Annotated in this window: 21 protein-coding genes and 3 pseudogenes; 17 read left to right on the top strand and 7 right to left on the bottom strand. The window is 75.6% G+C overall.

What is annotated here, in order from left to right:
- Positions 1 to 79: 79 nt before the first annotated feature.
- Together ADL22_RS35730 and cobC are read left to right on the top strand one after the other, a co-directional pair.
- Positions 80 to 862, top strand: a pseudogene (locus ADL22_RS35730) (sirohydrochlorin chelatase); the annotation flags it as partial.
- 35 nt (positions 863 to 897) lie between these two features.
- Positions 898 to 1980 (top strand): Rv2231c family pyridoxal phosphate-dependent protein CobC, encoded by a 1083-nt coding sequence (gene cobC / locus ADL22_RS13480; protein ID WP_066977751.1) that lies wholly within the window; start codon positions 898 to 900, stop codon positions 1978 to 1980.
- Positions 1981 to 2085: 105 nt separating this feature from the next.
- Here the strand turns inward: cobC and ADL22_RS13475 are convergent, their stop codons facing one another.
- Both ADL22_RS13475 and ADL22_RS13470 read right to left on the bottom strand, forming a co-directional pair.
- On the bottom strand, positions 2086 to 3099 hold the full coding sequence (locus ADL22_RS13475) for an SCO1860 family LAETG-anchored protein (protein ID WP_079064099.1): 1014 nt from the start codon (positions 3097 to 3099) through the stop codon (positions 2086 to 2088).
- Between the two features lie 253 nt (positions 3100 to 3352).
- A complete protein-coding gene (locus ADL22_RS13470; RefSeq protein WP_107116293.1) occupies positions 3353 to 4444 on the bottom strand; it encodes an amidohydrolase family protein in 1092 nt (363 codons plus the stop codon).
- Positions 4445 to 5014: 570 nt separating this feature from the next.
- Between ADL22_RS13470 and ectA the strand changes: the two genes are divergently transcribed.
- The 4 genes from ectA (at position 5015) to thpD (ending at position 8330) form a co-directional block, all read left to right on the top strand.
- Entirely contained in the window at positions 5015 to 5530 is a 516-nt protein-coding gene (gene ectA / locus ADL22_RS13465; RefSeq protein WP_066977745.1) for a diaminobutyrate acetyltransferase, read from the top strand.
- A 68-nt stretch (positions 5531 to 5598) separates the two neighbouring features.
- The gene (ectB, locus tag ADL22_RS13460) at positions 5599 to 6867 is read left to right on the top strand and encodes a diaminobutyrate--2-oxoglutarate transaminase (RefSeq protein ID WP_066977742.1); all 1269 of its coding nucleotides are present in this window, start codon (positions 5599 to 5601) and stop codon (positions 6865 to 6867) included.
- A gap of 51 nt (positions 6868 to 6918) precedes the next feature.
- Positions 6919 to 7356 carry an ectoine synthase gene (locus ADL22_RS13455; RefSeq protein ID WP_066977740.1) on the top strand — a complete coding sequence of 146 codons (438 nt, stop codon included), beginning with the start codon at positions 6919 to 6921 and terminating at the stop codon, positions 7354 to 7356.
- A gap of 71 nt (positions 7357 to 7427) precedes the next feature.
- Positions 7428 to 8330 carry an ectoine hydroxylase gene (gene thpD / locus ADL22_RS13450; protein WP_066977737.1) on the top strand — a complete coding sequence of 301 codons (903 nt, stop codon included), beginning with the start codon at positions 7428 to 7430 and terminating at the stop codon, positions 8328 to 8330.
- A 123-nt stretch (positions 8331 to 8453) separates the two neighbouring features.
- Here thpD and ADL22_RS13445 read toward each other — a convergent pair whose 3' ends face one another.
- The 3 genes and pseudogenes from ADL22_RS13445 to ADL22_RS13435 all read right to left on the bottom strand — a co-directional run.
- Positions 8454 to 9524 carry an alkene reductase gene (locus ADL22_RS13445; protein WP_066977734.1) on the bottom strand — a complete coding sequence of 357 codons (1071 nt, stop codon included), beginning with the start codon at positions 9522 to 9524 and terminating at the stop codon, positions 8454 to 8456.
- Between the two features lie 130 nt (positions 9525 to 9654).
- Positions 9655 to 10719 (bottom strand): aminotransferase class V-fold PLP-dependent enzyme, encoded by a 1065-nt coding sequence (locus ADL22_RS13440; RefSeq protein WP_066977731.1) that lies wholly within the window; start codon positions 10717 to 10719, stop codon positions 9655 to 9657.
- A gap of 100 nt (positions 10720 to 10819) precedes the next feature.
- A pseudogene (locus tag ADL22_RS13435) lies at positions 10820 to 11218 on the bottom strand (TetR family transcriptional regulator); the annotation flags it as partial.
- On the opposite strand from ADL22_RS13435, the pseudogene ADL22_RS13430 reads away from it, so the two are divergent.
- A pseudogene (locus ADL22_RS13430) lies at positions 11215 to 11424 on the top strand (VOC family protein); the annotation flags it as partial. The pseudogenes ADL22_RS13435 and ADL22_RS13430 sit on opposite strands and share 4 nt — an antisense overlap.
- 83 nt (positions 11425 to 11507) lie before the next feature.
- The gene (locus ADL22_RS13425; protein ID WP_066977728.1) at positions 11508 to 12104 is read left to right on the top strand and encodes a dihydrofolate reductase family protein; all 597 of its coding nucleotides are present in this window, start codon (positions 11508 to 11510) and stop codon (positions 12102 to 12104) included.
- Positions 12105 to 12149: 45 nt separating this feature from the next.
- On the opposite strand, the gene ADL22_RS13420 is transcribed toward ADL22_RS13425, so the two are convergent.
- A complete protein-coding gene (locus tag ADL22_RS13420) occupies positions 12150 to 12845 on the bottom strand; it encodes a DsbA family oxidoreductase (RefSeq protein WP_066977725.1) in 696 nt (231 codons plus the stop codon).
- Between the two features lie 145 nt (positions 12846 to 12990).
- On the opposite strand from ADL22_RS13420, the gene ADL22_RS13415 reads away from it, so the two are divergent.
- Positions 12991 to 13674 carry a class I SAM-dependent methyltransferase gene (locus ADL22_RS13415; protein ID WP_066977722.1) on the top strand — a complete coding sequence of 228 codons (684 nt, stop codon included), beginning with the start codon at positions 12991 to 12993 and terminating at the stop codon, positions 13672 to 13674.
- Here ADL22_RS13415 and ADL22_RS13410 read toward each other — a convergent pair.
- On the bottom strand, positions 13634 to 14149 hold the full coding sequence (locus ADL22_RS13410) for a GNAT family N-acetyltransferase (RefSeq protein ID WP_066977719.1): 516 nt from the start codon (positions 14147 to 14149) through the stop codon (positions 13634 to 13636). The genes ADL22_RS13415 and ADL22_RS13410 overlap by 41 nt on opposite strands.
- 259 nt (positions 14150 to 14408) lie before the next feature.
- On the opposite strand from ADL22_RS13410, the gene ADL22_RS13405 reads away from it, so the two are divergent.
- From ADL22_RS13405 to ADL22_RS13370, 8 genes are all read left to right on the top strand, one after another.
- The gene (locus ADL22_RS13405; protein WP_066977715.1) at positions 14409 to 15179 is read left to right on the top strand and encodes an IclR family transcriptional regulator; all 771 of its coding nucleotides are present in this window, start codon (positions 14409 to 14411) and stop codon (positions 15177 to 15179) included.
- Positions 15180 to 15353: 174 nt separating this feature from the next.
- On the top strand, positions 15354 to 16469 hold the full coding sequence (locus ADL22_RS13400) for a hypothetical protein (RefSeq protein ID WP_234430682.1): 1116 nt from the start codon (positions 15354 to 15356) through the stop codon (positions 16467 to 16469).
- On the top strand, positions 16466 to 17704 hold the full coding sequence (locus ADL22_RS13395) for a histidine kinase (protein ID WP_066977919.1): 1239 nt from the start codon (positions 16466 to 16468) through the stop codon (positions 17702 to 17704). Before ADL22_RS13400 ends, ADL22_RS13395 begins: the two co-directional genes overlap by 4 nt.
- Entirely contained in the window at positions 17701 to 18357 is a 657-nt protein-coding gene (locus ADL22_RS13390; RefSeq protein ID WP_066977709.1) for a response regulator transcription factor, read from the top strand. The genes ADL22_RS13395 and ADL22_RS13390 overlap by 4 nt, the downstream gene beginning before the upstream one ends.
- Before the next feature lie 184 nt (positions 18358 to 18541).
- Positions 18542 to 19210: a hypothetical protein gene (locus ADL22_RS13385; protein ID WP_066977706.1), complete on the top strand. Its 669-nt coding sequence runs from the start codon at positions 18542 to 18544 to the stop codon at positions 19208 to 19210.
- Positions 19211 to 19269: 59 nt separating this feature from the next.
- Complete coding sequence (locus ADL22_RS13380; protein WP_066977703.1) at positions 19270 to 19929, top strand: class F sortase; 660 nt, start codon at positions 19270 to 19272, stop codon at positions 19927 to 19929.
- Positions 19930 to 20132: 203 nt separating this feature from the next.
- Positions 20133 to 20405, top strand: a complete 273-nt coding sequence (locus tag ADL22_RS13375; RefSeq protein WP_066977700.1) for a GlsB/YeaQ/YmgE family stress response membrane protein — start codon at positions 20133 to 20135, stop codon at positions 20403 to 20405.
- Positions 20406 to 20508: 103 nt separating this feature from the next.
- The coding region (locus ADL22_RS13370) for a TerD family protein (RefSeq protein WP_199836288.1) at positions 20509 to 21113 on the top strand (605 nt) is incomplete at its 3' end.

The raw sequence follows: 21113 nt of genomic DNA, 5'->3' as shown, positions 1-21113 counted from the left end.
CCCCGGCGCGGCCCGGCGGCGGGCGGCCCATACCGGCGGCCCGGCCGCCGGCAGCGACATCACCGGTCCCCTAGGAGACATCGTGACCTCCCCTCCCGCACTGCTCGTCGCCGGCCACGGCACCCGTCACGAAGGGGCCGCGGACGCCGTGCGCGCGCTGGTGCGCCGGCTCGCCGAACGGCACCCCGACGTGCCGGTGGCCGGCGGGTTCTTCGGCGCCCCGGCGTCGCCGCTGCCGCTGTCCGGCGCGGTCGGTGAACTGGCCGCGCGCGGCGCGGACCGCCTCGTCGCCGTACCGCTGCTGCTCGCGCCGGCCGGCCCGCTGCCGGAGGCCCTGCCGGACGCGCTGGCCGCGGCCACCGCGGCGCACCCGGGCCTGACCGCGCGCTGCGCGCCCGAACCGGGCCCCGATCCGCGGCTGCTGGCGGTGCTGGAGCGGCGGCTGGACGAGGCGCTGGGCGGCGGCGCCCGGCGGCCCGGCGACCGGGCGCGGACCACCGTGCTGCTGGTCGGGCGGGGCGCGGCCGATCCGCACGCCAACGCCGAAGTGGCCCGCGCGGCGCGGCTGTTGTGGGAGGGGCGCGGGTTCGCCGCGGTGGAGACCGCGTTCGTGACGCTGGCCGCGCCGGACGTACCGGCCGGGCTGGACCGGTGCCGGATACTGGCCGCCGCGGCGCCCGGCGCGCCCGGCCCGGCCCGGACGGTCGTGCTGCCGTACTTCTTCTTCGCCGGCGACCTGCTGGAGCGGCTGCGCATGCAGGCCGAGGGCTGGGCGGCGGCCCACCCGGACGCCGAGGTGGGGGTCGCCGAACCGGTCGGGGCGGCGCCGGAGCTGGCCGAGGTGGTCTGGGAGCGCTACCGGTCGGTGGCGGCGCCGGTGGCGGCCGGGGAGCGGGCATGAGCGGAACGGGGACGGTGCGGGTACCGGAGCCGGATCTGCGGCACCACGGGGACGCCGAGGTGCGCGGCGCGGATCCGGCGGAGCTGACGGACCTGGCGGTCAACGTCCGGACGGGCACGCCGCCGGCCTGGCTCAAGGCCCGGATCGCCGCGTCGCTGGACGGGCTCGCGGCGTATCCGGACGGCCGGGCGGCGCGCCGGGCGGTGGCCGTCCGGCACGGGCTGCCCGAGGGGCGGGTGCTGCTGACGGCGGGCGCCGCGGAGGCGTTCGTGCTGCTGGCGCGGGCGGTCCGGGCCCGGCGGCCGGTGGTGGTGCACCCGCAGTTCACCGAGCCGGAGGCGGCGCTGCGGGACGCCGGGTACGACGTCGGGCGGGTGCTGCTGACCGAAGGGGACGGCTTCCGGCTGGACCCGGCGGCGGTGCCGGACGACGCGGATCTGGTGGTCGTCGGCAACCCCACCAACCCCACGTCGGTACTGCATCCGGCGGGCGCGGTGGCGGCGCTGGCGCGGCCGGGCCGCACGCTGGTGGTGGACGAGGCGTTCATGGACGCGGTGCCCGGGGAGCGCGAGTCGCTGGCCGGGCGGGCCGGTGAGCTGCCGGGGCTGGTGGTGCTGCGCAGCCTCACCAAGACCTGGGGGCTGGCGGGGCTGCGGATCGGCTACGTACTGGCCGGCGAGGAGACCGTGGCCGCGCTGGAGCGGGCGCAGCCGCTGTGGCCGGTGTCCAGTCCCGCGCTGGCCGCCGCGGAGGCGTGCTGCGGGCCGGCGGCGCTGGCCGAGGCGGCCGCCGCGGCCGAGGAGATCGCCGCCGACCGGGCCCATCTGCTGGCCCGGCTGGCGGCCTTCCCGGAGGTGGCGGTGGCCGGCCCGGCGGCGGGCCCGTTCGTGCTCGTCCACCTGCCCGGCGCGGCGGCGGTCCGCGCCGCCCTCCGGGCCCGCGGCTTCGCGGTCCGCCGCGGCGACACCTTCCCGGGCCTCGGCCCGGACTGGCTCCGCCTGGCCGTCCGGGACCGGGCGACGACGGACCGCTTCACGGCCGCGCTGGCGGAGGTGCTGGCGGGGGCGGGCGAACGCTAGGGGCCCGTAGGACAGACCCCGCCGGCCCCGGGGCGTACGCCGGGGCCGGCGGGCTGGGGTGTGCCGTACGGCCGAGCGGCACCGGGCACACCCCAGGACGGACCGTCAGCCGCGGCCGTTCGCGGCGGCGTTACGGCGGTGCCGGGCGTACCCCAGCGCCCCCGCGCCCCCGGCGACCAGCAGGGCGGCGCCCCCGGCCAGATACGGCGTGGCGGAACTGCCGCCGGTCTCGGCCAGGTGCTGGTCGGTGGCCGGGCGCGGGCCGCCGCCGTGGTCGTTCACCTGGGTGCCGCCGCTCTGGCCGCCCGAGCCGGGCCGGTGCGGCGGGGCCGGGGAGTGCGACGGGCTCGGCGTGCCGGGGGCCGGGGTGCCGCCGTGCGGTGCGGTGCAGGTGGCCTGGACGAGGGTGACCTCGCCGTGCACCTCCGCGACGTTGAGCTTCAGCGGGTTGACCGAGACCCGCAGGCGCAGCGCGGTGGCGGCGGCGCCGGTGGCGGTGGTGCTGTGCTGCGAGAGGTCGAGCCGGACGTCGCCGACGCCGGGGACCTTGACCTCGGTGGTGCCGCCCGCGCGCAGCGCCACGCGCTTGCCCAGCACCACGACGTCGCCGAGCACCTGGGCCTCGGCGCGCGGGCGCTGCCCGGCGGTGCACACGGCGCGGGCGGTGGCCTGCTGGACCTGGGCCAGCGGGGTGCCCGGGAGGCCGGGCAGCCGGACGGTGGCCCGGACGAGGTTGGCGTAGCCCTCGGTGGTGTGCCGGTCGGCGGTGGCCCGGGCGGTGGCGGCGTCGGCGCGCAGCAGGCTGACCGGGCGTCCGCCGTCGATGCCGTCCAGGCGGACGGTGAGCGCGGTCTTCTGCGCGGAGGCCGGGGCGTGGACCTCGTTGAGGACGGCCCGGACGGGGACGTCCAGGGTCTTGTCGAGCAGGCCGACGTCCAGGGCGGTGCGCAGCACCACCGCTCCCGAAGTGCCGTGCGTACGGCCGTCGTTGGCGTCGGCGGCGTACGCGGCGGGTGCGGCGGCGAGGACGACGGCGGGACCGGCCGTCAGGACGGCGGCGGCCAGGGCGGCGCCGATCCGTCCGGTCATGCCGGTGGTGCCGGCGGAACTGGTGGACACGTGTGTGGAACCCCCACGGTGAGATGGAGCCGCCGGCCGCGCCAATGGGGGACATCACGCGGACCGACGGCCTCGACCCGCACATCGTGTACGCACAATGGGTGAACGGGCGGCCACCCGAGGTGAGTTCACTCCAAAGGGTGGTTTCCGGCGCTTTATTCGAATCGCTCCGGCTCGTCCGTCACAGGGGTGTTTTTCCGCCACGTCCGTACGGGGGCGGGGCGGGCCCGGCAGACCCGGCCGGGCCGCGAGGTCACCCCACGACCCGCCCCCGCAGCACCACCAGCCGCGGCGCCGCCAGCACGCGGACATCGGCGCGCGGATCGGCCTCGTAGACGACGAGGTCGGCGGGGGCGCCCTCGGTGAGGCCGGGGCGGCCGAGCCATTCGCGGGCGCCCCAGGTCGTCGCGGACAGCGCCGCCTCGGCGGGCAGGCCGGCCTTCATCAGTTCGGCGACCTCGTCGGCGACCAGTCCGTGCGGCAGCGAGCCGCCGGCGTCGGTGCCCGCGTAGATCGGGACGCCGGCGTCGTAGGCGGCCCGCACGGTGTCGTAGCGGCGGGCGTGCAGCCGGCGCATATGGTCCGCCCAGCGCGGGAACTTCGCCTCGCCGCCGGCCGCGAGGTCCGGGAAGGTGGCGATGTTGACGAGCGTGGGGACGATGGCCACCTGCCGCTCGGCGAAGAGCGGGATGGTGTCCTCGGTCAGGCCGGTGGCGTGCTCGATGCAGTCGATCCCGGCCTCGACCAGCGGCGCGAGGGTCTCCTCGGCGAAGCAGTGGGCGGTGACCCGGGCGCCGAGCCGGTGCGCCTCGGCGATCGCGGCGGCCACCTCGCCGGGCGGCCAGCAGGCGGCCAGGTCTCCGACCGAGCGGTCGATCCAGTCGCCGACGAGCTTGACCCAGCCGTCGCCGCGGCGGGCCTCCTGGGCGACGTAGGCGACGAGGTCGGCCGGCTCGATCTCGTGCGCGTAGTTGCGGATGTAGCGCCTGGTGCGGGCGATATGGCGGCCGGCCCGGATGATCCGCGGCAGGTCGGCGCGGTCGTCGATCCAGCGGGTGTCCGAGGGCGAGCCGGCGTCCCGGATCAGCAGGGTGCCGGCGTCGCGGTCGGTGAGCGCCTGCTTCTCGCTGGTGGCGGCGTCCACCGGGCCGTGCGCGTCGAGGCCGACGTGGCAGTGGGCGTCGACCAGGCCCGGCAGGATCCAGCCGGTGACCGTCGTGGCATCGCGTGCCAGGGCCGGGCGCTCGAAGGTGACCCGGCCGCCGACGACCCACAGCTCGTCGCGGACGTCGTGCGGTCCGACGAGGACCCTCCCCTTGAGGTGCAGCACCGCACCTTCGCTCATGGACGTCATGCACGCACTGTATGCGGGCGGCGCGGGCCCCGGCCATGGTGCCCGGGGGCGTCCGGAGGACGTCCGGGACGGGGTTTATCCGGTGAATCGGCGGCGTGTGCGCGGTGCATGCCCTTACGGGGCTTCCGATATCTTCGCCGGGGCGCTTAGCGGGGCTTACCGGGGAGTTCGCGCGAGTTTTCGGGGGAACCGCTCGGGTCGCCTTCCGCACGCGAATTCCCAATTCCTCAGAAGCGCAGCTTCCCGTATTCTTATGCCCGCTTTCCCGGACCTCAAACGCAAAGATTTCGCTAGCGTCCGGTCTCATAATTCAGGCCCTTCACAAGAGCGTTATCGAGCTGTGACCGACTACACAGCGTGTCCGTTTCCTCCCGAACTTCCTGGTCAAATCGGGATACTTTGCAGCCGATTCGCGCGCTCGCGCGCCCCCGCGTGATAACACAGAACCGCTTCTCACGTAACCCCTGCCCGCGATGCAATTTGCTTTTCGCCTCGGTAAATTTGATTTCCATGACCGCCGCACAAGCAGCCCATGCAGGTGCCCGAAGCGATATCAGACAAATGCCGGAGGGATTCAAGCTCGACACCCCCCGGGTGGAGGACGGGTCCGCGATCTGGCGGATCGCCCGCGACTCCAAGGCGCTGGACCTGAACTCCTCCTACAGCTACCTCCTGTGGTGCCGCGACTTCGCGGCCACCTCCGCCGTCGCCCGCGACGGCGCCGGCGAACCGGCCGCGTTCGCCACCGGCTACGTCCGCCCCGACCGCCCGGACACCCTCGTCGTCTGGCAGATAGCCGTCGACGAGCGGCACCGCGGACGGGGCCTGGCCGCCGCCCTCCTGGACGGGCTGACCGCCCGCGCCCGCGGCGAACTGGGCATCTGCCGCGTGGAGACCACCATCACGCCCGGCAACGCCGCCTCCAACCGGCTGTTCGCCTCCTTCGCCGAACGGCACGGAGTGCCGGTCCGGCGCGAGGTGCTCTTCGACGCCGGGCTCTTCCCCGAGCAGGGCCACGAGCCGGAGGTCCTGCACCTGATAGGCCCGTTCGCGCCGCCGCCCGGCGCCGGGCGCTGACCGGGACCACGCCGACGGTCCCCGGTCCACCGGACTTCCCCCTCGCACTCATCTCCCAGGAGCAAGCTGTGACCATCACCCAGCCTGATCTGAGCGTCTTCGAAACCGTCGAGTCGGAGGTGCGCAGCTACTGCCGCGGCTGGCCCACCGTCTTCGACCGCGCGCAGGGCAGCCGCCTCACCGACGAGGACGGCCACACCTACCTGGACTTCTTCTCCGGCGCCGGATCACTCAACTACGGGCACAACAACCCGGTGCTCAAACGCGCCCTGCTCGACTACCTCGAGCGCGACGGCATCACGCACGGCCTGGACATGTCCACCACGGCCAAGCGGGCCTTCCTGGAGTCGTTCCAGAACATCATCCTGCGCCCCCGCGACCTGCCCTACAAGGTCATGTTCCCGGGCCCGACCGGCGCCAACTCGGTCGAGGCCGCGCTGAAACTGGCCCGCAAGGTCAAGGGCCGGGAGGCGATCGTCTCCTTCACCAACGCCTTCCACGGCATGTCGCTGGGCGCGCTCGCGGTCACCGGCAACTCCATGAAGCGGGCCGGCGCCGGCATCCCGCTGGTCCACGGCACCCCGATGCCGTTCGACAACTACTTCGACGGCCAGGTCCCGGACTTCCTGTGGTTCGAGCGGCTGCTGGAGGACCAGGGCTCGGGCCTGAACAAGCCGGCCGCGGTGATCGTGGAGACCGTCCAGGGCGAGGGCGGTATCAACGTCGCCCGCGCCGAGTGGCTGCGCGCCCTGGCCGCCCTGTGCGAGCGCCAGGACATGCTGCTGATCGTCGACGACATCCAGATGGGCTGCGGCCGCACCGGCGCGTTCTTCTCCTTCGAGGAGGCGGGCATCGTGCCGGACATCGTCACGGTCTCCAAGTCCATCAGCGGCTACGGGCTGCCGATGGCGCTCACCCTGTTCAAGCCGGAGCTGGACATCTGGGAGCCGGGCGAGCACAACGGCACCTTCCGCGGCAACAACCCGGCCTTCGTCACCGCGGCCGCCGCCCTGGACACGTACTGGGCCGACGGCCAGATGGAGAAGCAGACGCTGGCCCGCGGCGAGCTCGTCGAATCGCATCTGAAGGCCATCGTCCAGGAGCACCCCGGCACCTTCGCCGAGTACCGCGGCCGCGGTCTGGTGTGGGGCCTGGAGTGCACCGACAAACCGCTCGCCGGGAAGATCGCGCAGCGCGCGTTCGAGCTGGGGCTGCTCATCGAGACCTCCGGCCCGGAGAGCGAGGTCGTCAAGCTGCTGCCGGCGCTGACGACGACCCCCGAGGAGCTGGACGAGGGCCTGCGGATCCTGGCCCGCGCGGTCCGCGACCGGGCCTGACCGCTCCCCGCGTCCCCCTTCCTCACCGTTCCACAGAAAGGCACCCCGCACATGATCGTCCGCTCGTTCAAGGACATCGAAGGCACCGACCGCCACGTGAAGGCCAAGTCCGGCACGTGGGAGAGCAAGCGCATCGTGCTGGCCAAGGAGCGGGTTGGCTTCTCGCTCCACGAGACGATCCTCTACGCCGGCACCGAGACCTCCATGTGGTACGCCAACCACATCGAGGCGGTGGTGTGCGTCGAGGGCGTGGCCGAGCTGACCAACGACGAGACCGGCGAGAAGCACCTGATCACGCCGGGTGTGATGTACCTGCTCGACGGGCACGAGAAGCACACCATGCGGATCAAGGAGGACTTCCGCTGCCTGTGCGTCTTCAACCCGCCGGTCACCGGCCGCGAGGACCACGACGAGAACGGCGTCTACCCGCTGCTGACCGAGCCCGAGCCGGAGGCCGCCGCCGGCGCCGCCCCGGCCGCGGCCGGCTGAGCGGCCCCCCGCCCCGCCGCGTCACCGCGATGCCGTAGGGATTCCGTACGAGAGGAGAGGAAGGCACCACCATGACCACCGCACCCGAGCGCACCGCCGACCTGTACCCGACCCGTGGGACCGCCGAGGTGATCACCCCGCGGAAGGACCCGGTGGTGTGGTCGCGGCCCGGCGCGGAGGGTCCGTTCTCCGCGTCCGAGCTGACCGACTTCGACCGCGACGGCTTCTTCGCCATCCCGGAGCTGCTCACCGCGGACGAGGTCGCGGTGTACCGCGCCGAGCTGGACCGGCTGGTCAACGACCCGGGGATGCGCGCCGATCCGCGCTCGATCGTCGAGCCGAAGTCGCAGGACATCCGCTCGGTCTTCGAGATCCACCGGATCAGCGACGTCTTCGCCAAGCTGGTCTCCGACCCGCGCGTGGTCGGCCGGGCCCGGCAGATCCTCGGCTCGGACGTCTACGTCCACCAGTCGCGGATCAACGTCAAGCCCGGTTTCGGTGCCTCCGGCTTCTACTGGCACTCGGACTTCGAGACCTGGCACGCCGAGGACGGGCTGCCCCGGATGCGCACGGTCTCGGTCTCGATCGCGCTGACCGAGAACTACGACACCAACGGCGGCCTGATGATCATGCCCGGGTCGCACCGGTACTTCGTCGGGTGCGAGGGTGCCACCCCGAAGGACAACTACAAGAAGTCCCTCCAGATGCAGGACGCCGGCACCCCCTCGGACGAGGCGCTGACGAAGATGGCGGACGCGCACGGCATCCGGCTGTTCACCGGCAAGGCCGGCTCGGCGACGTGGTTCGACTGCAACGCCATGCACGGCTCCGGCGACAACATCACGCCCTACCCGCGCAGCAATGTCTTCATCGTCTTCAACAGCATGGAGAACACCGCGGTCGAGCCGTTCGCGGCGCCGGTCCCGCGGCCGGAGTACATCGGCGCGCGGGCCCCGTTCACCCCGGTGCGGTGAGGCGCGCCCCGGTGCGCTGACCGCCGGCGGACCGTCCCGTACGGCGCGCGGCCGCCGCACGGCCCCCTGGGAGGGCTGTGCGGCGGCCGCCGCGTGTTCTCCGTGACCTTTGCTGACGTATCGTCAGTTGCCGTCCAGCGTCGGGTAGTCCACGTACCCCCGGTCGTCGCCCCCGTAGAAGACCGATCGGTCCGGCGTGTTGAACGGGCCGCCGGCCGCCAGCCGGCGGGGCAGGTCGGGGTTGGCGATGAACAGCGCGCCGTACGCGAGCAGATCGGCCTCGCCGCGCTCGACGAGCGGCAGCTCCTCCGGGCCGGTGGGCCGCCCCTCGGTGACCGGGTTCAGCAGGAACGTCCCGCCGAACCGCTTGCGCAGCCGGGCCAGCAGCTCCCCGTCCCGGACGTCGCAGGTGTGCAGATAGGCCAGGCCCAGCGGGGCGACCGCGTCGATGAGCGCGGTGTAGGTGGCCTCCGGGTCGGGCTCGGCGATGTCGTTGAACGGGTTGCCGGGCGAGAGCCGCAGACCGGTGCGGTACGCGCCGACCGCCTCGGCGACGGCGGTGACGACCTCGATCGCGAACCGGGCCCGGGCCGCGTCGGAGCCGCCCCACTCGTCGGTGCGCAGATTGGCGTTGGGCGCCAGGAACTGGTGGATCAGATAGCCGTTGGCGCCGTGGATCTCGACGCCGTCGAAACCGGCCTCGATGGCGTTGCGGGCCGCGGCCGCGAAACCCGCGATGGTCGCGCGGATCTCCTCGCCGGTCAGCTCGCGCGGGGTGACGAAGTCGGTCGGGCCGTGCTGCGTGAAGCCCTGGCCGGCCGCGCGGACGGCGGACGGGCCGACCGGCACCAGCCCGTCGGGCAGCAGCACCGGGTGGCCGATCCGGCCGCCGTGCCACAGCTGGGCGAAGATCCGGCCGCCGGCGGCGTGGACCGAGTCGGTGACCCGGCGCCAGCCGGCCACCTGCGCGGCGGTGTGCAGACCGGGGGTGAGCGGGTAGCCGCGGCCGGCCACCTCGGTCTGGGTGGCCTCGGTGATGATCAGGCCGGCCGAGGCGCGCTGGGTGTAGTAGCGGACCATGGACGGGGTGGGGACGCCGTCCTCGGTCGCCCTGTTCCGCGTCATGGGGGCCATCACGATGCGGTTGGCGAGCGGGATGCCGGCGAGTTCTATCGGGTCGAACGCGGTGGTCACGGGCGGCCTCTCGGCTGGGGGTCAGGGGGCGCCAACTCGGCGTACGAGCGGGCGCTTTGGCCATTAGATCAGCCGCCCGCCTCCGGCCCGCACCCGCCTGGCCTGCGGAAACCCTCCGGCAATCACCGTGTCACCGGACCAGCAGCTCCAGCGCCCGCGCCACATCCGCCCGGGAGTTGTAGAGGTGGAAGGCGGCGCGGAGCAGTCCGCCGCGGACCGCGACCCGCACCCCGGCCCGGGCCAGCCGCGGTGCGGCGTCCGCCAGCCCCGGCGTGGAGACGATCGCCGAGCCGGGCGCGGGCCGCGGCGTGAATCCGGCGGCCACCAGCCCGGCCCGGAACTCCTCCGCCAGCGCCGTGTCATGGGCGTGCACGGTGTCCACCCCGATCTCCGCGAGCAGCCCCAGGGACCGCTCGGCGGCGACGTAGGAGAGGTGGGCGTGCGGCTCGTCGTAGCGGCGGGCGGTGGCCGCCGGCCGGTCCACCACGCCGTAGTTCGACTCCCCCGGGTCCTCCCCGGCGACCCAGCCCGCGTGCACCGGCTCCGGCCACCCCGGCCCCGGCCGCTCCCCGCCGAAGACCGTGAACGTCGTCCCGCGCGGGCACAGCAGCCATTTGAACGCCCCGCACACCACGAAGTCGAAGCCGTCCAGGGACAGCGGCAGCCACCCGGCGGCCTGCGTGATGTCGACATACGTCAGCGCCCCGTGCGCCCGGGCGGCCTCCCGTACGGCGTCCAGATCGGCGATCTTGCCGTCCAGCGCGTGCACCGCGCTCAGCGCGACCAGCGCCGTACCGGGCCGCACCGCGTCGGCCAGCGCCTCGCGCGGCACCGCCCGCACCGGGCGGCCGGGCCGGGCCGCGAGCGGGTTGACCAGTGAGCTGAAGTCGCCCTCGGCGACCAGGACTTCGCCGTCGCCGGGCAGCGTGGCGGCGACGAACGCCGACCGCACCGCGACCGAACTGCCCACCGCCACCCGCTCCTCCGGGACGGCCATCAGCCGCGCGAACGCCCGCCGGGCGCGCTCCGCCGGCCCGAAGTAGTCGCGCCCCATCGTCCCGTACGACGCCGCCTCCGCCAGCGCGTCGCGCACCGCGGCGGCACTGCGCGCGGGCAGCAGCCCGGCGGAGGCGGAGTTCAGATAGACCGTCTCGGGCGCGAACTCGCCGCCGCCCACTGCCATGAGGGGGTGCATGGCCCCACTCTGCTGGATCATCCGGCCGGCGTCCACGGTGCGTGGGCGGCGGGCGGCGCGCGGATCAGGACGCGGCGTAGTCGCCGAGCGAGGGCTCGGTGCGGTGCACGGCGCCGAGCAGGGCGGCGGCGGCGCGGGGGGTGATGTCTCCGGGGGCCGCGCCGGTGGCCTCGGCCAGGGCGTCGGCCAGGGCCGCCTCGCGCAGGTCGTGCAGATCGCGCAGGCGGGCCGAGAGGGTGGGGCTGTCGGCGACCATGCGGGCGAAGTCGGGGCCGGAGAAGCCGGCGACCGGTTCGGCGGCCGCGGCCGCGTCGCGGAAGGCGCGGCGCAGCGCCGCCAGGGCCGACTCGCCCGCCCGGCGCTCGGTCACGGTGCGGGCCAGGGAGGCGGTGAAGGCGTCCTGGTGGTCCAGGGCCAGGTCTTCCTTGCGCGCGAAGTAGTTGGTCACCGTCTTCTTGACGACCCGCGCGGAGGCGGCGATCTCGGCGATGGTGGTCCGACCAGCGCGACCGGCACGCCTCCGGCCTGATCCTCGCCTTCACCACCACCGGCATCGAGGACGAGGAGAAGCGACTGCGCGCCGAGGGCGTGGAGATCACCATGCCGCTGCGCGAGGAGCCGTGGGGCGAGCGGCTCTTCCAGATCACCGATCCCAGCGGAGTCGTGGTCCAGTTCGTCGAGTGGACGACGCCGGACGCCTCCTGACCACGCGACCGGCCGGCGGGGCCCCCGCCCGGCGCCCCCGCCCCCCCACGCACGACCAACGACACGACCACCGAAGGGCCTCCATGCGCAAGCTCGTGTACTTCGTCGCCACCACGCTCGACGGTTTCATCGCGGGCCCCGACGGTTCGGACCCCACCGGCCCCGGCGGCTTCTGGTCCCCCGCGGAGTGCTACATCCGGCACCTCGTCGAGGAGTACCCCGAGACCCTGCCCGGACCGGCCCGGACCGCCCTCGGCGTCACCGCCGAAGGCACCCGCTTCGACACCGTCGTCGAGGGGCGCAAGAGCTACGAGACCGGCCTCGCGGCGGGTGTGGCCAACGCCTTCCCCCACCTCCGGCACCTGGTCTTCTCCCGGACCCTGACCGAGAGCCCGGACCCGGGCGTCGAGCTGGTCGCCGGCGACCCGGTGGCCGCGGTGCGGGAGCTGAAGCGGACCGGCGGGAAGGACATCTGGCTGGTCGGGGGCGCGGAACTGGCCGGCGCGCTGTACGGGGAGATCGACCGCCTGGTCGTCAAGCTCAGCCCGCTCACCCTCGGCGCCGGCATACCGCTCTTCGGGCGCGCCGCGGACTTCGACCCCCGGCTCTGGGAGCTCAGCGACCACACCGTCCTCCAGGGCGGAGCGGCCTTCCTCACCTATGACCGGTGCCGCGCCTGAGGAATTGGGGACCGGGCGGCCGGCGATCCGTGCCGCCCGGCCGGTTCAGACCGCGCAGCTCCCGTCGCCGCAGGTGTCCGCGTCCGCGGCGGCGGGGGACGGTCCGGCGGACTCGGTGCGGGCGTGCTCCAGGGCCTGGCGGAAGACGTCGGCGGGCTGCGCGCCGGAGATGCCGTAGCGGCGGTCGATGACGAAGAACGGGACGCCGGTGGCGCCCAGCTCGGCGGCGGCCCGCTCATCGGCCCGGACCTCGGCGGCGTACGCCTGCGGGTCGGCCAGCACCCGTGCGGCCTCAGCGGCGGGGACCCCGGCGCCTTCGGCGAGCGCGCCCAGCACGTCCGGGTCGGCGAGCGGCCGGGCCTCGGCGAAGTTGGCGCGGTACAGGGCGGTGAGCAGGGCGTCCTGGACGCCGTGCGCCTTGGCCAGGTGGAGCAGGCGGTGCAGGTGGAAGGTGTTCCCGTGGCCCCGGTCGGAGCGGTAGGCCAGCCCCTCGCCGGCGGCCGCCTCGGCCACCCGGGCCTCCATCTCCTCGGCCTGCGCGCGGCTGACCCCGTACTTCGCGGCGAGCATGTCCAGGACCGGTACGCCGGCGGCCGGCGGCGCGTCCCGGTCCAGCTCGAAGGACCGGTGGACGACCTCGACCTCGTCGCGGTGCGCGAACGCCGCCAGCCCGGCCTCGAACCGGGCCTTTCCGATGTAACACCAGGGGCAGGCGATATCGGCCCAGATTTCTACGCGCATGGGGGGTGCTGTGCTTTCCTCGGGGGCGGCCGGGCGGTGCCGGCCGGGGTGGACGGGAGGGTGCAACGGCGGGGCGGGGGCGGGTATTCCCGGCGCGGGGCCGGGCTGCCTCAGGGGCGGGTGATTTCGGGGGTACCGTCCCGATATGGGCACGCCATCACCGCGCGATACCGATACCGGCGAGTTCTGGGAGACGACCGGGGCCGCGAAGACGTTCACCCATCCGCTGGACGCGGAGCTGCTGGCGGAGTTCGTGCCCCGGTCCGCGCGGGTGCTGGACTACGGCTGCGGGTACGGGCGGATCACCGCCGAGCTGGCCGGGCTGGGGTACCGCGCGGTGCGCGGGGTGGACCGGTCGGCGGCGCTGATCGCGCGGGGGCGGCGGGAGCACCCGGGGCTGGCGCTGCTGCGGTGGCCGGGCCTGCCGCTGCCGTTCGCGGACCGGAGCTTCGACGCGGCGCTGCTGTTCGCGGTGCTGACCTGCGTCCCGGACGACGCCGGCCAGGAGGCGATCGTCGGGGAGCTGGCGCGGGTGGTGCGGCCGGGCGGGGTGCTGTACCTCAGCGATGTGCCGCTCCAGGACGACGCCTGCCACCGCGAGCGGTACGAGCGGTTCGCCGCGCGGTACGGGACGTACGGGGTGTTCGAGGCGGAGGACGGCGGGGTGTTCCGGCACCATCCGCCGGAGCGGCTGCGGGGGCTGGTGGCGGCGGCGGGGTTCGCGGTGGTGCGGGAGCGGCGGGGGGTGGTGCGGCTGCCGGAGGGGCGCACGGCCGGGCGGGTGCAGTTCATGGCGCGGCGGGAGCCGGCGGGTCCAGGGGCAGGGTGAGCGCCAGGTGGGTCGCGTCGGGGGCGGGGCGGCGCGCGGGGTCGGGGTGCCAGCCGAGCCGGGCGTAGAAGGCGCGGGCGCGGTGGTTGTGCCAGAGCACGTCGAGGACCGCGTGGGAGAAGCCGGCGGCGCGCCAGGCGCCCAGGCAGGCGGCGTGCAGCGCGCGGCCGGCGCCGGTGCCCCAGTGGGCCGGGTCGACGTGCAGCTGGTGCAGCTGGACGGTGGCGGGCGCGGTGCGGTGGTACGCGGCGGCGCCGATGACGCCGCCGTCGCGGACCGCGCACAGCGCGGGGGTGTCGTCGCCGTGCAGCAGCCGGGTCCAGGCGTCCCGCCAGCGGGCGTGCTCGGCGGCGGTGTCGAACGGCGCGTCCGGCACCCGGCCGCGGAGGTAGGCGGCGCGGGCGGCGGTGTGCAGGGCGGCGATCGGCTCGGCGTCGGCGGGGGTGGCGGGGCGGACCCGCGGGGCGGGGATCACGGCGCGGTCCCGGCGCCGCGGGCCGCCCGCGCCGCGGGCTCGGCCGCAACCGGCGCCCGGTGCTTCCCCGTTGCGGGCCCGGCGCTCCAGACTGGTGCCGCCGGTGCCGCGTCCGCCGCTGTCGCCATGCGTCCCTCCCGGGCGAGTCGGGGCCGCGCGAACCCTGCCGCCCACGGGCCACCGTTCTCTATGCTGAACGCTGTCCCGGATGATGAATTCCTGGGACTCTATGGCTGTCCGATCGGAGGGGTCAAGGGCGATGGCGGCTGACGGGAGCGGGGGCGGGCAGGTCAAGTCCGCCGTACGGACGGTGGAGTTGCTCGAATACTTCGCGGGCAGCCCCGGGATGCACAGCCTCGCCTCCGTCCAGGAAGCCGTCGGCTATCCCAAGTCCAGCCTGTACATGCTGCTGCGCACCCTGGTCGAGCTGGGCTGGGTGGAGACCGACGCCACCGGCACCCGCTACGGCATCGGCGTCCGCGCCCTGCTGGTCGGCACCTCGTACCTCGACGGCGACGAGGTGGTGGCCGCCGCCCGGCCGGCCCTGGACCGGCTCTCCGACGACACCGCCGAGACCATCCACCTCGCCCGGCTCGACGGCGTCGACGTCGTCTACCTCGCCACCCGGCAGTCGCAGCACTACCTCCGCCCGTTCACCCGGGTCGGGCGCCGGCTGCCCGCGCACTCCACCGCGCTGGGCAAGGCGCTGCTGGCCACGTACACCGACGACCAGGTGCGGGCGCTGCTGCCGCCGGTGCTGACCGCGCTGACCGAGCACACCCACACCGACCGGGAGCGCCTGATCGAGGAGTTGCGGACGGTCCGCGAGCGGGGGTTCGCGGTGGACCGCGAGGAGAACACCCTCGGGCTGCGCTGCTTCGGCGTGGCGATCCCGTACCGCACCCCGGCGCGGGACGCGGTGAGCTGCTCGGTGCCGGCGGCCCGGCTCACCCCGGCCCATGAGCAGACCATCAAGGACGCGCTGTTCGACGCCCGGGACCGGCTGGCGCTGGCCACCCGGCGGCTCTGACCCGACCGGGCCGTGGCCCCAGGGGGCCGCGCCGCTCGCTAACGGGGCCGCATCCCTCGTCCCCAGAGGCGGGCCCCCTCGTCCCCGGGGGCGGCCGGCCTCCGCCGTGCGGCGGAGCGGGATCCCCGGGCGGGCGGAGGCGGGGCGGGCGGGCCCGGCGCCAGGCTGGCGGACATGACGACAACGCCACTCCGCACCGGCCGGACTCCCCGCCTCCCGGCGGCCGTGCTGCGGGCCGTGACCCTCGCGGCCTGCGCCCCGTACCTCGCCCTGAAGGCCGTCTGGCTCGGCGGCGGCCACCTCGGCATCCCGGCCGCCAGCCCGCTGCGCCGGGACGGCGGCACCCTGATGGCGTTCAACGGGCTCACGGTGCTGATGGACGCCGCGGTGATCGTGCTGGCGTTCCTGCTGACCCGGCCGTGGGGGCGGCGGGTGCCGGGCTGGCTGCTGGCGGTGCCGATGTGGTGCGCGACGGGCCTGCTGGCGCCGATCGCGGTGGTCTTCCCCGTCCAGGCGGTGGGCGCGGCGTTCACCGGCGGGACCGGGACCGGGGCGCACGGCGGCGGGGCGGACGCGCTGGTCGCGCCGTGGGTGTGGACGGTCGTCTACACCGGCTTCATCGTGCAGGGCCTGGCGCTGGGCGCGCTGTTCGTCCGGTACGCCCGGGAGCGCTGGGGGCACCTGTGGCGCGGGCCGCTGGGCGCGCTGCCGGACGGCCCGGCCCGGTCCGCGGCCCGGCTGACGGCGGGCGCGGTGGCCGTACTGGCGCTGCTGCCCGCGTCGCTGTACGTGTGGTGGGCGGCGGGCGGGACGGCCGGGCTGCCCGCGGTGCGGATCGCCGCGCGGACCCTGGACGACCGGCTGACCGACGCCGGGTTCGCGCTGTTCACGCTGGTCACGGTGGCCGGTGCGGGGCTGCTGGCGTACGGCGGCGGGGCCCGGCGCCGGGGCGGGCGGCTGCCGCTGCTGGTACCGCTGGCCGCGGCCTGGACCGGCTCCGGGGCGCTGGCCGGCTGGGGCGGCTGGCTGCTGCTGACCGCGCTGGCGGCCCCGGTGGGCGATCCGTCCCTGCCCACCGCCCTGATGAACCTCACCTACGCTGTGCAGATGATCGTGGGGACGCTGGTGGCCGCCGCCGGGGCGCACTTCTTCACCGTACGGGCGGCGGACGGCACCGGCCGGGGGGACGGCCCGGCATACGGGGAGGTCACCGTGCGGGCGGACGGCATGACGCGGACCGGCGGCGCGGAGCGGACCGGCGGCGCGCCCGGAGCCGTCCGGTGCGGCTGACCGCGGGCCGGGTGGCCCGGCGCTGGGTCCATCTGATCCTGGGCGGCGCCCTGTTGATGCCGTTCTACCTGCTCGCGTCAGCCACCCTGCCGATGCTGGTGGACGGCGCGGACCCGCTGCGGGTGCCGGTCTGGCAGTTCGCCGCGTTCGGCTGCGCGCTGCCGGTGGCCGCGCTGGCCGGGCTGCTCTTCCCGCTGCTGCGGCCGCTGGAGGTGGCGGCGGTCCGGGCGCTGTGCGCGGTGCCCGGCGGCCGGCTGGCGGACGGGCCGGCCGCGTCCTGGGCCGCCCGGCGCCGCAGCGCCCTGTGGTTCACCGCGCATCTGCTGGCCGGCGGGGTGGTCAGCGGGATGACGCTGACCGGGCCGCCGGCCGCGCTGCTGCTGCTGGCGGTGCCGTTCGGCGCGGACGCGCCCGGGCTGACCTGGCCGGCCGCCTTCGCGGGGGTCGCGGCGCCGCTCACCGGGGCGGCGCTGCTGGCCCTGGTGGTGGGCACCGCCTGGGGCGCGGGCGCGCTGCTGGCCCGCTGGGCGCCGGTCCTGCTGGGCCCCACCCCCGCCGACAAACTGGCCGCCGCCGAGCGCCGGGCCGCCGAACTCGCCGCCCGCAACCGCCTGGCCCGCGAACTCCACGACGCGGTGGGCCACGCGCTCAGCGCCGTCACCCTCCAGGCCGGGGCGGCCCGCCGCGTCCTGGACCGCGATGTGGAGTTCGCCCGCCAGGCGCTGGCCGCCATCGAGGACACCACCCGGGAGGCGGTCGCCGAACTCGACGCCGTCCTGGGCCTGTTGCGCGAGGAGCACGAGACCGGCCCGGCCGCGCCCGCCCCGGCGCTGGACGGCCTGGCGGCACTCTTCGACCGGACCCGCGCGGCGGGCGTCCGGATCACCGCGGAACTCTCCGGGGACCTGGCCGCGGTGCCGCCGGTGGTCTCCCGGGAGGCGTACCGGATCGTCCAGGAGGGGCTGAGCAACGCCCTGCGGCATGCCGGGCCGGTCCCGGTGACCGTACAAGTACAGCTGGAGAACGGGGAGTTGGCGTTGGGGATCGAGAATCCGGTGGCCGGGGCGAGACCCGGGCGTACGGAGCGGACCGGCGGCGGGCGCGGTCTGCGCGGGATCGCCGAACGGGCCCGGCTGCTGGGCGGCGCGGCCTCGGCCGGCGCCGCGGACGGCGTCTGGCGGCTGACCGCCCGCCTGCCGGTGGCCGCCGCCGGCGCGGACGGGGGCGCGCGGTGATCCGGATCGTGCTCGCCGACGACGAGCGGATGGTGCGCGGCGCGCTCGGCGTCATCCTGGGCGCCGAGCCCGATATGGAGGTGGTCGGCGAGGCGGCGGACGGCGCGGAGGCGGTGCCGCTGGTCCGCGCGCTGCGCCCGGACGTGGTGCTGATGGACGTCCGGATGCCCGGGATCGACGGCATCCGGGCCACCGAGCGGATCCTCGCCGGCACCCCCGACCCGCCCCGCGTCCTCGTCGTCACCACCTTCGAGAACGACTCCTACGTCTACGACGCGCTGCGGGCCGGCGCCAGCGGCTTCCTGCTCAAACGGGCCCGGGCCGAGGAACTGGTCCAGGCGGTGCGACTGGTGGCGGGCAGCGATTCGCTGCTGTTCCCGGCCGCGGTGCGGGCGCTGGCCGCCCGGTACGCCGGGGAGCGGGCCGCCGGCGACGCGGCGCGGCGGCTGCGGGAGCGGCTCTCGGAGCGGGAGGGCGAGGTGCTGCGGCTGATGACGGCCGGGCTGACCAACGCGGAGATCGCCGGGCGGCTGGGCGTCGGCCCGGCCACCGTGAAGACGCATGTCGCGGGGGTGCTGGCCAAGCTCGGGGTGCGGGACCGGACCCAGGCGGTGATCGCGGCGTACGAGTGCGGATTCGTCCGGCCGGGGTGAGCCGGGGGCCGCGGGTCCCCGTGGGGCGCGTGCGGCCTACCGGGGCGGCCCCGCTCACCCGTTCACCGTAGGCCAGCAGGACCGCCCGCCCCCTGGGCGCTTATCTCGTGGGAGGAGGCGCGGAACTCCACCGACTTCCTGTGGCGCACCTGTGCCACGTCCGCGCTTCGCGGAGGTTGTTCCCATGCGTTCCACGCGATTGCTCACCGGTGCCGTGCTGTCCGCCGCCGCGCTCGGCCTGTCCGCCCCCGCGGCGTACGCCGGCGACTTCGGCGCCATCGACGTCTCCCCGGCCACCGCCGCGCCCGGCTCCACGGTGACCCTGTCCACCACCGGCTGCGGCACCGGGCGCACGGCGAGCGTCGACGCGGGCACCCTGGGCGGCGGCAAGGTCACCCTGGTGCCGGGCGCCACCAAGGGCGCGCTGACGGCCAAGCTGACCGTCAAACCCGGTACCGCGCCCGGCAATTACGGGGTCGGCGGGAACTGCGCCGACGGCAAGGACATCACCGGCACGGTCCGGGTCACGGCCGCGGGCGCCTCCGCGAGTCCGGGCATGAGCGCGAGCCCGAGTACGAGCATGAGCCCCGGCGGCCGGGCCGGTACGGGCCAGGGCATGTCACCGTCCGCCAAGCCCGGCCCGGCGATGCCCGGCAAGGAGCACCCCGGTATGTCCGGCGGCAGCACCGGCCCGACCATGCCGCCCAAGGGCCGTATGAAGACCGGTGAGGGCTCCACCAGCGAGGACGGCCTGGGCACCAAGGAGATCGCGGCGGGCGCCGGGGTGCTGGCCGCCGCGGCGGTGGGCGGGGTCTGGCTGGTCCGCCGGCGCCGGGCCGGCGGCCGGTACTGACCCGGGACCGCGCCCGGCCGGCCGGTGCGCCCCGGCGCCCCCGGGGCGGCCGGACGCGGCTGGCCGGGGCGCTGGTCGCGGCCCTGAGCGCCGCCGCGTGCGGCGCCGGGGCATGGCTGATCGCCGAGGGCAGCCGGGACACCGCGCCGCCCCAGCCGTCCGCGGCCCAGGGCTTCACCGGCCGCCGCCCGGCCGCCCCGGCCGTCCCGCCGCTGCCCGCCGCCGCACCGCTGCGGGTGGTGGTGCCGTCGCTGGGCATCGACGCCCCGCTGACCCGGCTGGGGCTGGCCGCGGACGGCAGCCTCGCCCCGCCGCCGCCCGGCGACCGCAACCTGGCCGGCTGGTACGCGGAGGGCACCCCGCCGGGCGCCACCGGCACCGCGCTGGTCGCCGGGCACGTCGACACCCGCGCCGGACCGGCGGTCTTCTACCGGCTGGGCGCGCTGAAGAAGGGCAGCACGGTGCGGATCCCCCGCGCGGACGGCCGCACCGCGGTCTTCACCGTGGACGCCGTGGAGGTCTACGAGGCCCGGGACTTCCCCGACGAGAAGGTCTACGGCCCGGCCCGCCGCCCCGAACTCCGGCTGATCACCTGCGGCGGCGGCTTCAGCCGGAGCCGCCAGGAGTACCTGGGGAATGTGGTGGCCTTCGCCCACCTGACGGGCAGTCAGACGACGGCGGGGGCGCGGCACTCCGGGGCGGGCGGGCCCGCGCGGTAGACGGGAGCGGCGCGCCCGGCTGGCGCACGCACCAATCCGCCCATATGGCAGAAGTAGCCCGTTCCCCCGCATTCCACCGCCGTACGGAACCCCACCCCTGGTCAACGGCGTCCTTGAGGGCACACCGCCCGCCCGGTACCGGCCCGAAGGGGCACGGCCACCGGGGCGGGCGCGCCACACAACGCGGGAACGAGGTAACGCACATGGGTATCGTCAGCTGGCTCCTCCTGGGCCTGATCGCGGGCGTCATCGCGAAGGTCCTGCTGCCGGGGCGGGACCCGGGCGGCCTGGTCGGCACCACCCTGATCGGGATCGCCGGCTCGTTCATCGGCGGCTGGCTCTCCACCCGCATCCTGCACCGCCCGATACCGAAGGACTTCTACGACCCGTCGATGTGGATCGCCGCGGTGGCCGGCGCCCTGGTCCTGCTGATCGCCTACCGGCTGCTCTTCGGCAACTCCAGGGCCCGCCGCTGACCCGTACCGCTGACCGGCCGTGCGGCCCGCCCCGGCGGTAACCGGGACGGGTGGTACGGGGAACCGCCTCCGCCCACCGACCGTTAGGCGTGTCATGACCGCAATGACTCCTGGCTCGAACCTCCCGCTCACCGCCGCGCGGGCCGCGGTGACCGTCACCGCCCCCGTCCGGCTGGACGTCTCGGGCCTGCTGCTGACCGCCGGCGGCACGGTGCGCTCCGACGACGACTTCGTCTTCTACAACCAGCCCACGGGCCCGGGAGTGCGCCACAGCACGGCGGACGGCGGGGACACCATCACGGTCGACACCGCCGCGGTGCCCGCGGACATCGACAAGGTCGTGGTCACCGCCAGCCTGGACGCGCCCGGCGCGACCTTCGCCGGCACCGAGCCGACCGGCACGGTCCGCGACGCGGACACCGGCGCCGTGCTGGCCGTCTTCACCCCGCCGCGGCTGGGCCCGGAGACCGCGCTGGTGGTCGTGGAGCTGTACCGCCGGGGCGGCGGCTGGAAGGTCCGCGCGGTCGGCCAGGGGTACGCCAACGGCCTGGCCGGTATCGCCACCGACTTCGGCGTCACGGTGGAGGAAGCGGCACCCGCGGCGGCCCAGGCGGCCACGGCACCCGTCGCGCCGCCGGCCGTGCCGCCCGTGCCCCCGGCTCCGCCGGTTCCTGCGGCTCCGCCCGCCGCGCCCGCCCCCGTCCCGCC

Source organism: Streptomyces sp. NRRL F-4489 (genome assembly GCF_001509485.1).
Classification (GTDB): Bacteria; Actinomycetota; Actinomycetes; order Streptomycetales; family Streptomycetaceae; genus Streptomyces.
Note: the sequence above shows the minus strand (reverse complement) of the source record. Positions and strands in the feature narration are given on the sequence as shown.